10 protein-coding genes are annotated in these 10,615 nt (G+C 74.3%); 5 read left to right on the forward strand and 5 right to left on the reverse strand.

The features are described from left to right. Window positions 1–21 precede the first annotated feature (21 nt). Genes ACZ6PY_RS29435 through ACZ6PY_RS29445 form a run of 3 tightly spaced genes read right to left on the reverse strand, consistent with a single transcriptional unit; the run spans window position 22 to window position 3,238 of the window. Window positions 22–888 carry a carbohydrate ABC transporter permease gene (locus ACZ6PY_RS29435; protein WP_466078230.1) on the reverse strand — a complete coding sequence of 289 codons (867 nt, stop codon included), beginning with the start codon at window positions 886–888 and terminating at the stop codon, window positions 22–24. Further along, entirely contained in the window at window positions 888–1,850 is a 963-nt protein-coding gene (locus ACZ6PY_RS29440; protein ID WP_466078233.1) for a carbohydrate ABC transporter permease, read from the reverse strand. The genes ACZ6PY_RS29435 and ACZ6PY_RS29440 overlap by 1 nt, the downstream gene beginning before the upstream one ends. Then, entirely contained in the window at window positions 1,847–3,238 is a 1,392-nt protein-coding gene (locus ACZ6PY_RS29445) for an ABC transporter substrate-binding protein (protein WP_466078236.1), read from the reverse strand. Before ACZ6PY_RS29445 ends, ACZ6PY_RS29440 begins: the two co-directional genes overlap by 4 nt. A 119-nt stretch (window positions 3,239–3,357) precedes the next feature. Between ACZ6PY_RS29445 and ACZ6PY_RS29450 the strand changes: the two genes are divergently transcribed. From ACZ6PY_RS29450 to ACZ6PY_RS29460, 3 genes are all read left to right on the forward strand, one after another. Beyond that, a complete protein-coding gene (locus ACZ6PY_RS29450; protein WP_466078239.1) occupies window positions 3,358–4,398 on the forward strand; it encodes a zinc-dependent alcohol dehydrogenase in 1,041 nt (346 codons plus the stop codon). Then, window positions 4,395–5,213 carry a sugar phosphate isomerase/epimerase family protein gene (locus tag ACZ6PY_RS29455; protein WP_466078242.1) on the forward strand — a complete coding sequence of 273 codons (819 nt, stop codon included), beginning with the start codon at window positions 4,395–4,397 and terminating at the stop codon, window positions 5,211–5,213. Before ACZ6PY_RS29450 ends, ACZ6PY_RS29455 begins: the two co-directional genes overlap by 4 nt. A 77-nt stretch (window positions 5,214–5,290) precedes the next feature. After that, a complete protein-coding gene (locus tag ACZ6PY_RS29460) occupies window positions 5,291–6,649 on the forward strand; it encodes an MGH1-like glycoside hydrolase domain-containing protein (protein ID WP_466078245.1) in 1,359 nt (452 codons plus the stop codon). A 92-nt stretch (window positions 6,650–6,741) separates the two neighbouring features. On the opposite strand, the gene ACZ6PY_RS29465 is transcribed toward ACZ6PY_RS29460, so the two are convergent. Next, window positions 6,742–8,883, reverse strand: a complete 2,142-nt coding sequence (locus tag ACZ6PY_RS29465; protein WP_466078247.1) for a molybdopterin-containing oxidoreductase family protein — start codon at window positions 8,881–8,883, stop codon at window positions 6,742–6,744. 59 nt (window positions 8,884–8,942) lie between these two features. Next, on the reverse strand, window positions 8,943–9,272 hold the full coding sequence (locus tag ACZ6PY_RS29470; RefSeq protein WP_466078251.1) for a hypothetical protein: 330 nt from the start codon (window positions 9,270–9,272) through the stop codon (window positions 8,943–8,945). A gap of 251 nt (window positions 9,273–9,523) precedes the next feature. Between ACZ6PY_RS29470 and ACZ6PY_RS29475 the strand changes: the two genes are divergently transcribed. Continuing rightward, on the forward strand, window positions 9,524–9,922 hold the full coding sequence (locus ACZ6PY_RS29475) for an NUDIX hydrolase (RefSeq protein WP_466078253.1): 399 nt from the start codon (window positions 9,524–9,526) through the stop codon (window positions 9,920–9,922). A 163-nt stretch (window positions 9,923–10,085) separates the two neighbouring features. Next, window positions 10,086–10,481, forward strand: a complete 396-nt coding sequence (locus tag ACZ6PY_RS29480) for a DUF2267 domain-containing protein (RefSeq protein ID WP_466078256.1) — start codon at window positions 10,086–10,088, stop codon at window positions 10,479–10,481. Window positions 10,482–10,615 lie beyond the last annotated feature (134 nt).

Genomic DNA, 10,615 nt, shown 5'->3' on the forward strand with positions numbered 1-10,615 from the left:
GGAGCCGCCCGCCAAGGTCAACTACCCCTTCTCCGCGCCGCTGGTGAGGCCCTCGGTGAGCAGCCGCTCGCTGGCGAAGAAGAGGATCACGATCGGCAGGGTGAGGATCACCGAGCCGGCCATCAGCACCGTCTTCGGCACCTCGACACCGTCGGCCAGCAGCGACAGGCCCAGCGAGACGGTCCACCGGTTGGGCCGGTCGACCAGGAAGAGCAGCGCGAAGAGGAACTCGTTCCAGGCGATCATGAAGTCGTAGAGCGCGACCGCCATCACCGACGGCGCGGCGAGCGGCAGGCTGACCCGGCGGATGATGCCGAGCCGGCCGGCACCGTCGATCGCCGCGGACTCCTCCAGGCTGACCGGGATCGTCTCGAAGTAGTTCTTCAGCATGTAGACCGAGACCGGCAGGGTCTGCGAGATGTAGACCAGCACCAACCCGACGAGCGACCCGCGGAGCCCGGCCCGGGTGAAGACCACGAAGAGCGGGATCGCGATGACGATCGACGGGAACAGGTAGACCGCCAGGAACAGCGCGCTGACCTGCCGCCGGCCGAAGAACCGCAGCCGGGAGACCGCGTACGCGCCGGGGATGGCGATCACCAGGGTGAGCGCGGTGGCGGCCAGCGCCACGATGCCGCTGTTGCGGATGAAGGTGAGGAAGCCCTGCCCGCCGTCCTCCACGGACTTCAGGACCTCGGCGTAGGTGGCGACGGTCAGCTCGCCGAACGGCACGACCAGCGAGCCGGGGTCGAGCAGCAGCCGCTCGATGGGGCGCACCGACAGCACCAGCATGTACCAGAACGGCAGCAGGGTGACCAGCAGGAAGGCGGTGATCACCAGACGGCGCAGCCAGCGCAGGCTCACCGTCTCGATCCGGTCCCGGTCCATCACGCCCCCTCCCGCCGGCCGCTGAAGAAGCGCAGGTAGATCGCGACGAAGACGATCAGCACCACGGCCAGCACGACCGCCTGCGCCGCGGCCGCGCCGATGTCGGTCCGCGCGGTGAGGAACTGGTAGACCCGGACGCTGACCACCTCGGTGCCGGCCGAGCCCCCGGTGAGCAGGTAGACGTCGTCGAACTTGTTGAAGGTCATGATGAACCGGAGCACCCCGATCAGCGCGATCACCGGCATGAGCTGGGGCAGCAGGATGTACCGGAAGCGCTGGGTCGGGGTGGCCCCGTCGACCCGGGCCGCCTCCTCCAGCTCGCCCGGCACGGCCTGGAGGCGGGCCAGCAGGAACAGGAAGGCGAACGGGAAGTAGCGCCACGCCTCGAACGCGATGACCGTCCAGAGCGCGGTGGACTCCTGGGACAGGAACGGCACGGGCTCGTCCCAGCCGAGGAACCGGCGGCCCCAGTCGTTGACGAAGCCGAGCTGCGGGTCGAGCATCACCTGCCAGACGAAGGTCATGGCGACCACCGGCGCGACGTACGGCAGCAGCATCGACGCCCGGACGATCGTGCGGCCCCGGAACGGCCGGCGGACCACCAGCGCCGCCACCAGGCCGACCAGGATCGAGCCGACGGTCCCGCCGGCGCTGTAGACGACGGTGGTCCAGAGCGTGTCGGCGAATCCGGGGGTGTGCAGCACCCGGTCGACGTTGTCCAGGGTCAGCTCGCCGAAGAGGCCGGTCCGGCGCAGGGTCGCGAGGCGTACCCGTTGGAAGGCCAGCACCACGGTCCACACGATGGGTATGCCGATCACCGCGACCACGACGAGCAGGGTCGGGGCGACCAGCGCGAGCCCGGCGCGGGACTCGCGGCGGCGCAGGGTGAGCGGGCGTCGGCCGGGCCGGCGGGGCCGCTCCCCGGTGGGGGAGCGGCCGGCCTCCGGCGCGGTGGTGGTCAATTCACGCCCTTGGCGATCGCGTCGACGTCCTTCTTCGCCCGCTCGGCGGCGGCCCGGGCGTCCGACTTCCCGCCGACCACGTCGGCGAGCGCCTTGGGCACCGGCAGCTCGCCGAGGATCGCCCCGACGAGCTTGCCCTGGCCCTGGGTCAGCCCCCAGCGCTGGAAGGTGTCCGGGCTCTTGCGCAGGGTGGCGAGCACGTCGTCGCCGTAGACCGCCGACAGCGGCTGCTTGCGGTCCACCCCTGCCGGGCTGGTGTTCCAGGCGGTGAGGAACTTCTGCTTGTCCTCCGCCGTGCCGGTGCGCACCGGGAAGCGCCCCTCGGGGGACATGCCGAACCAGCGCGGGTAGCCGTCGGAGAGCATGTACTCCACGAAGGACGACGCGGGGTCGCTCGCGCCGTCGAGCACCGCCCAGGAGCTGATCTCGCCGTACTGGGCCGGCTCGGCGCCGTTCGGGCCCTTGATCGCGGTGACGAAGCCGCTGTTCTTGGCCAGCCAGGCCGGGTCGGACTGGCACTGCGGGCAGGTCGGCTTGGCGTCGTCGCGCAGCCCGGCCAGCTCGTCGAGGATGAACGGCGACCAGATCAGCATGGCCGCCTTGCCGGCGAAGTAGGTGGCCCGGGTGGTGTCCACGTCCTGCGCGCCCTTGACCGAGTTGTTGCGCATCAGGTCGCCGTAGAAGCGGAACGCCTCGACGCACTCGGCGGAGTCCAGCGTGACCTTGCCGGCGTCGTCGGTGAGCTGGCAGTTGTTGGCCAGTGCGAGGTGCTCGAAGGTCTGCTGGGTGAAGACGTCACCGGGGGCGGTCGCCGCGGTGATGCCGGCGACGCCGCCGGTGTTCAGTCTCGCCGCGGCGGCGGCGATCTTCTCGTACGTGTCGGGGGCGGACAGGCCCGCCGCCGCGAACAGGTCCTTGCGGTAGACCAGCAGCTGGCCCCACCCGTCGCTGGGCACGGCGAGCTGCTTGCCGTCCTCACTCGTCAGTTCGAGGGCGCGCGGGGAGAACGTGTCCCGGCCGAGCTTCTCGACAACCTTCTTGTTGGCGTCCGGCTCCAGCAGGTCGTTGCCGGCGAGCGTGCGGACCCCGGCCAGGGAGACCGAGCCGACCACGTCGGGCAGGTCGCCGGCGGCGGCGCTGGAGGCGATGAGGGAGGGGAACTGGTCCTCGTTGACGGTGACCAGGTTGACCTTGACGCCGGTCTTGGCGGTGTAGTCCGCGATGATGGCCTTGGTGGCGTTGACCCGGTCCGCCACGTCCTCCAGGCTCCACACTGTTATCTGAGAACTGTCGGATTTCGTCTCGTCGTCACCGCAGGCCAGCAGGGTTGTCCCGGCAAGTGCCATGATCAGGGTGGGGGCGAGGATCCGCATCGAGGGTGATGGCATCGGTGGCACTCCTCTCGAAGGGTACATCAGGGATTTAACGCTCTCGATTGATCGTTTACAAGACAATTACCAATATTTCGGTTTAGAATTGGCTCCGGCACTTTCCTCGGAGCGACGCCATGGCCAACTGGGTTGTCTCTCTGGCCGGGCCCGGGCGGGTGAGCCTGGAGCCCTGCCCCCCGGACCCGCTCGGCCCGGGCCAGGTCCGCGTCCGCACGTGCTACTCCGGGATCTCCGCCGGCACCGAGCTGACCCTCTACCGGGGCAGCAATCCCCGGCTCAGCAAGGACTGGGACGACGCCACCCGGATGTTCGTGCCCCGGCAGGCCGCGCCCGCCTACCCGGTGGTCGGCTTCGGCTACGAGGAGGTCGGCGAGGTCGTCGAGGTCGCGCCCGACGTCGCCGACCGCCGGCCGGGGCAGGTCGTCTGGGGCATCTGGGGGCACCGAGCCGAGGCCGTGCTGGCCGCCGGCGCGGTCACCCCGCTCGCCCCCGGGCTCGACCCCCTGGCGGCCGTCTTCGCCCGCCCCGGCGCCATCGCGCTGACCGCCGTGCTCGCCGGTGACCTGCACCTCGGCGACTGGGTGGGTGTCTTCGGCCAGGGGGTGATCGGGCTGCTCGGCACCCGGCTCGCCGTCCTCTCCGGAGCCCGGGTGGTGGCCGTCGACCGGGTACCGGACCGGCTCGCCCACGCCACCCGGCTCGGTGCCCGCCGGGTGGTCGACGCCACCGTCGACTCCGCCGCCGCCGCGCTGCACGCGGCCACCGGCGGCCGCGGCGCGGACGTCTGCCTGGAGCTGTCCGGGTCGTACCCGGCGCTGCACGAGGCCATCCGCGCCACCGCCCACGCCGGCCGCGTCGTGGCCGCCGGCTTCTACCAGGGGTACGCCCACGGGCTGGGACTCGGCGAGGAGTTCCACCACAACCGGATCCAGCTGGTGGCGGCCCAGATCTCCGGGGCCGCCCCCGCACCCGGCACGGCCGGCCGGTGGACCGGGGCCCGGATCGCCCAGACCTTCATGGACCTGGTGGCCGAGGGCAGCGTCGACCCGCTGCCGCTGGTGAGCCACGTCGTCGACGCGGGCGCGGTGGCCGACGCGCTGGCGTTGCTCGACCGCGGTGACGGTGACGTCCTCCAAGTGGTGCTGAGGTTCCCATGACCATCCCCCTGGCCTGCCAGGAGCAGTTGCTCCCCGGCGCCGGCCTGTCCGAGAAGTACGCCCTCGCCGTCTCCCTCGGCTACCAGGGCATCGAGCTGCGCGGCCGGGGTGACCTGGCCCTGGCCCGGCGACTGCCGGAGCTGCGCCGCGCCCGCGCCGAGGGCGTGGTCATGCCGACCGTCTGCGTCGAGATGGACCACTTCATCGGCGACTTCGACCCCGCGCGCTCCCGGGACGCGGTGCGCAACCTGCGCTCCCAGCTCTCCGTGATCGCGGAGCTCGGCGGGATCGGCGCCATGACCCCGGCCGCCTGGGGGATGTTCTCCCGCCGGCTGCCGCCGTTCGAGCCGCCCCGCCCGCCCGAGGGCGACCGGCGGGTGCTCGTCGACGCCCTGGGCGAGCTGGGCGAACACGCCCGCGCCGAGGGGGTCACCCTGTTCCTGGAACCCCTCAACCGGTACGAGGACCACATGGTCAACCGGCTCGACGAGGCGGTCGCCCTGTGCCGCGCCGTCGGGCTGCCCTCGGTCCGGGTGGTCGCCGACACCTACCACATGAACATCGAAGAGGACGACGCCTGCGCGGCGCTGCGCGCGGCCGCCCCGTACCTGGGGCACGTGCAGGTCAGCGACTCCAACCGGTACCAGCCGGGGGCCGGGCACCTGGACTGGCCGGCGCTGCTGGCCACCCTGGACGGGATCGGCTACCCCGGCTGGCTGGCGCTGGAGTGCCGGCTGCGCGGCGAGCCCGTCGCCGCCCTGCGCCAGGCCGCCACCGTCCTCGCCCAGCCCCGGCCGCGGCGGGCGGCGGCGTGAGCGAGCGGAGCGAGCGAGCCATGGGGCTCGGTAGCGCGGCGCCTCGCGCCGGTGCCGAGCGACAGCGAGGCGGCGGCGTGAGCGCCCCCGGCGGTGCGGCCCGGGTACGGCCCGGCGGTCCCGGTGACGCCGAGCGGGCCGCCCGGCTGCGCCGGCTCGCGCTGGCCACGCTCGACGCCAACTGGGAGCACGACCACACCGTGCCGTCCCGCACCCTCTATCCGCACCAGTGGAGCTGGGACTCGGCGTTCATCGCGGTCGGGCTGGCGCACGTGCGCCCGGACCGGGCCTGGCGGGAGCTGCGCACCCTGTTCGCCGCGCAGTGGGCCGACGGGCGGGTGCCGCACATCGTGTTCAACCCGGCGTTGCGGGTCGGGGCGTACTTCCCCGGGCCCGAGTTCTGGGACTCGGCCCGGGCCGACGGCGCCCCGGCGGCGGCCACCTCGGGGATCGTCCAGCCGCCGGTGCACGCCCCGGCCGCCTGGCTGGTGCACCGCCGTGCTCCCTCCGAGGCGTCCGTGGCCGCGCTGCGCTGGCTCTACCCGCGGCTGGTCGCCCAGCAGCGCTACCTGACCGGCCGGCGGGACGTCGGCGGGGGCGGGCTGGCCGCCGTCGTGCACCCGTGGGAGTCCGGCCTGGACAACAGCCCCGCCTGGGACGCCCCGCTGGCCGCGGTGCCCGCCGACGAGGCGGTGCTGCGGGCGTACCGCCGGCACGACACCGCGCACGCCGACGCGGCGCACCGCCCCACCGACCTGGACTACGCGCGCTACGTCGCGCTCGTGGACGCCTACCGGGCCGGCCGCTACCGGGACGAGGCACTGCTCGACCGGCACCCGTTCCTCGTGGAGTGCCCGCTGGTCAACGCGGCGCTCGGCGTCTCCGAGCAGGCCCTCGCCCGGATCGCCACGGTGGTGGGCGCCGACCCCGGGCCGCACCGGGACCGCGCGGCGCGGATCACGCAGGCCCTGGTCGACCGGCTCTACGACCCGGTGACCGGCACCTTCCGCCCGCGCGACCTCCGGGCCGACCGGCTCGTCCCGGCCCGCACGGTGCTCGGGCTCATGCCGCTGATCCTGCCCGACCTGCCGGCCCGCCAGGTGCGGGCGGTGCTCGCCGAGGCGTGCTCGTCCCGGTTCGGTCTGGCCGCCCGGATGGACCGCCCGCTGCCCACCCACGACCGCACCGCGCCGGACTTCGAGCCGCTGCGCTACTGGCGCGGCCCGAGCTGGGTGAACACCGGCTGGCTGCTGTGGCGGGGGCTGCGCGCCCGCCACCGCCCCGACCTGGCCGCCGGGCTGCGCGAGTCCCTGCTGGACCTCGTCGACGGGGCCGGTTGCCACGAGTACTTCCACCCGGACACCGGTGCCGGGCTCGGCTCACCGGCGTTCGGCTGGACCGCCGCGCTGGTGCTGGACGCCCTCGCCGAGGGCTGAGCCGCCGCAGTCGCCCGGGGCCGGCGACGCGGCGGGGCCGGCGGCGTGGATCAGCGGCGCGGGGACTCGGTCGGCGGGCGGGAAGTCCCGGCTCAGCCGGCCGGCACCGCCGCCGGGTCCGCGGGCGCGGCCGGCGCCGGCACGGCCGCCGCGTCGGCGGGCGGCTCGGGGACCAGCAGCTCGGCCGGCACCGGCTCGACCTCGACCCGGCAGTCGTGGAACGTCGGCGCCCCGCCCAGGTCGGTGTCGCGGACCGCGGTGACCGCGTTGACGGTGGCCCGGCCCGGGCTCAGCCGCGCCCAGTACGCCTTGTACGTGAACGCCAGCCCCGGCCGCGTCGCCCCGTCGACGGCGACCGCCGCGAGGAACGCGCCCCGGTCGTTGCGCACCCGCACCGCGTCGCCGTCGGCGAGGCCGCGCGCCGCCGCGTCGTCCGGGTGCAGGTGCACCCGGGGCGGGCCGGTCCGCCGCGCGTGCCAGGGCAGCGACGCGAAGGTGGAGTTCATCAGGAACCGGCCCGCCGGGGCGATCAGCACCAGCGGGAACCGGCGGGCCAGCTCGGTGTCGGCCGCCTCGACGGGCGGGGTGTGCCCGGGCAGCGGGTCCACCCCGAGCCGGACCAGCGCCGGGTCGACCAGCCGGGCCCGGCCGTCCGGGGTGGGGAAACCGCCGGCGGCGAACGGGGCTGCGCCCACCGGCACCCCGGTGGCCCGGGCGTACGTCCGCTCGCGCAGCTCCTCGAAGGTGACCGGCGTGCCGGCCAGCAGCTGCCGGGCGAGGTCCTCGTCGCTGTCGGAGAACCGGGGGTGGTCGATGCCGAGCGCCGCGGCGATCCGCCGGAAGATCTCGGTGTTCGGCAGGGCCTTCCCGGGCGCCCGGGTGACCGGCAGGTTCAACGTCGTGTAGTGGTGGCCGTAGGAGGAGTGCAGGTCGAGGTGCTCCGGCTGCATGGTCGCCGGCAGCACCACGTCGGCGTAGTCGCAGGTGTCGGTCCAGCGCTGCTCCAGCACCACGGTGAACAGGTCGGTGCGGCGCAGGCCGGCGAGGAGCCGGTTCTGGTCCGGTGCCGTGGCGGCCGGGTTGGCGTTGAACACCACCAGCGAGGTCACCGGGGGATCGGCCTCGCCGGTGAGCACGGTCGCCAGCCGGCTCATGTTCACCGACCGGGCGGCCGGGGCCGGCATGCCGGGCGGCCGGACGACCGGGCCCTCGTCGATCGGGTGGTGCCCGCTGGTCGACACCAGGGCCCCGCCGCCCGGGTACCGGAAGTCGCCGGTGACCAGCGGCAGCGCGCAGATCGCCCGGATCGCCTGGCCGGCACCCTGGTGCCGTTGCAGGCCCAGCCCGACCCGCACGGCGGTGGGCCGGGTGGTGGCGATCCGGTCGCCGAGCCGGCGGACGACCTCGACGGGCAGGCCGCACTCGGCGGCGGCCCGCTCCACCGGCCACTCGTCGAGCCGGGCGGCCAGCTCGGGCCAGCCGACGGTGTGCGCGGCCAGCCACTCCTCGTCGGCCGCGCCGGCGTCGCGTACGTGCCGCATGAGGCCGAGCGCGAGGGCCGCGTCGGTGCCGGGCAGCGGGGCGACGTGCTCGTCGCTGCGGGCCGCGGTGTCGGTGCGCAGCGGGTCGATGGTGACCAGGTACGCGCCGCGCTCCCGGGCCTGCTGGACGAACGGCCACAGGTGCAGGTTGGTGGCGAGCGGGTTGGCGCCCCAGAGCACGATGAGCTTCGCCGCCACGATCGACTCCGGCTCGAAGCCGACCGAGCCGCCGTAGACCGAGCGCAGCGCCGCCCGGGCCGCGCCCGTGCAGATGGTGGTGTCCAGCCGGGACGCACCCAGGTGCGCGAAGAGCCGCTGGCCCATCGTCCAGCCCTGCACGTGACCCATGGTGCCGGCGAAGTAGTAGGGCAGGACGGACTCCGGGCCGTCCCGGTCGATGCTCGCGCGCAGCCCGGCCGCCACCCGGTCGACCGCCTCCGCCCAGCTCGCCGGCCGGTACGCGACCCGCCCGGCGCCCTTCGGGCCGGTGCGCACGTAGGGGGTGGTCAGCCGGTCGGGGCCGTTGACCGCGTCGAGGTAGCGGTTGACCTTGCCGCAGAGCGCGCCCCGGGTGAACGGGTGCTCGCGGTCGCCGCGCAGCGCGACGGCCCGGCCGTCCTCCACGGTGAGCTGCCAGACGCAGGTGTCGGGGCAGTCCAGCGGGCAGGCGCCGGGATGGGTGGTACGGGCCATGCGGCGAGCCTACCGAGCGGGGGGCACCCGTCCGGACCCCGCTGCCGGGGCCGGCTGGGTCAGCGGATCGGCCGCCAGTCCGGCCCGTCGGGTCGTCCGGTCGAGGTGAGCGCCGCGAGCATCACGGCCTCGACCTGCTCGGGTGTCAGGTGCTCCCGCCGGTCGGCGCCCGGCACGTAGGCGCCCCACGCCCGGCCGTCCGGCTCCTGCATGACCACACCGACCGGGTCGCGGTGGTCGCTCACGGCGGCGACGACCCCCCACGGACGGCGGATGTGCACCTGTTGCTGGAGGTCCGGATCGAGTTCCCGCAGCCACCGCCGGACGGTCTCCCGGTCGTCCAGCCCGACCGTCTCGGTCGCCCTCCGGAAGAGGCCGTATGTGGTCAACCGCTCCGCGACGTCCTGTCGGGCCCATTCCGGTCCACCCAGGAGCCTCCTCAGCCACTCCATCCGGATGCTCCGTCCCGCGTCGGTGCCCGGCGTCCCGGGCGTCACGGCGGGAGTGCCCGCTCGGGCGACGGTGGCAAACCCGCCGGCGCCGATCACCGGAGGCGGCGTTGCGCGCCCGCCGGGCCGCCGAGCGTAGGGTCGCTCCCTGGCGTCATCCCCGCGTACGCCCCCGAGACCCGAGGAGCACGGTGCCCGAGATCGACAAGGTCGCCTGGATCCGGATCGAGGACGGCCGGGTGCTGAGCACCCGGTCCCGGGGCCGGGACGTCTGGTACCTGCCCGGCGGCAAGCGGGAAGCCGGTGAGACCGACCTGGCGACCCTGGTCCGGGAGATCGCCGAGGAGCTGGCGGTGGCCGTCGTGCCGGAGTCCGCCGTGCTGGTCGGTGTCTTCACCGCGCAGGCCCACGGCCACGGCGCCGGCACGCTGGTCCGGATGACCTGCTACGCCGCCGACTACCGGGGACCCCTGCGGCCGGCGAGCGAGATCGCGGAGCTGGCGTGGCTCGGCTACGCCGACCGGTCCCGGGTCTCCCCGGTGGACCAGCTCATCTTCGACCACTTCCGGGCTCTCGGCGCGCTGCGCTGACCTCGCCGCCCGGCGCGGTGGCTGCCACCCGGGTGGCTGCCGACCGGGTGTCGCCGGCCGTTTGCGGCCGCCGGGCGCGGGTAACCGCGGACGCGACGCTCCGGCCGGCTCGGGCCGGGGCTGTCGGACACCCGGCGGCGGCCGGCGACGACAGGAGTGCGCTGTGCGGTTTCCCCGATTCGTCGAGGCGGTGTCCCGCCGCGCCGAGCTGCCCACCGGCCAGGCCGCCACGATCTCGCGGGCGGTGTTGCAGACCCTCGCCGAGCGGATCACCGCCACCGAGTCGGCGGACCTGGCCGCGCAGCTGCCGGACGAGGTCGGCAGCTATCTCGTCGCGCCGGGCGAGGGCGGCACGACGGGCGGTGCGGTCGCCTTCCTGTACCGGGTCGCGGAGCGGGCCGGAGTGGACCCGGCGGTCGCCGAGGTGGGCTCCCGCGCGGTGCTCGCCACCCTGCGGGAGACGGTCACGGTCGGCGAGTTCCAGGATCTGGTGGCGCAGCTTCCCAGGGGATTCGACGCGATGGTCGACCCGATCCCGCGGCCACCGTACGATGTGTAGTCGGGCCCCCCGAGAAGCGTGTTGAGCTGCGGAGACGAGCCCCCTCGCGGTGGAAATTCCACGGTCGGGAAGTATTTTCACCGTAAAATAACTCGCGAGTAGGCGCTTACGCGGTAAATCGTCTACGCGCTAGA

It is taken from the genome of Micromonospora sp. NPDC048907, assembly GCF_055586885.1.

Coding starts and splice junctions, on each gene's coding strand:
- ACZ6PY_RS29435 (WP_466078230.1), bottom strand. CDS start 888: ATGGACCGGGACCGGATCGAGACGGTGAGCCTGCGCTGGCTGCGCCGT.
- ACZ6PY_RS29445 (WP_466078236.1), bottom strand. CDS start 3,238: ATGCCATCACCCTCGATGCGGATCCTCGCCCCCACCCTGATCATGGCA.
- ACZ6PY_RS29450 (WP_466078239.1), top strand. CDS start 3,358: ATGGCCAACTGGGTTGTCTCTCTGGCCGGGCCCGGGCGGGTGAGCCTG.
- ACZ6PY_RS29455 (WP_466078242.1), top strand. CDS start 4,395: ATGACCATCCCCCTGGCCTGCCAGGAGCAGTTGCTCCCCGGCGCCGGC.
- ACZ6PY_RS29465 (WP_466078247.1), bottom strand. CDS start 8,883: ATGGCCCGTACCACCCATCCCGGCGCCTGCCCGCTGGACTGCCCCGAC.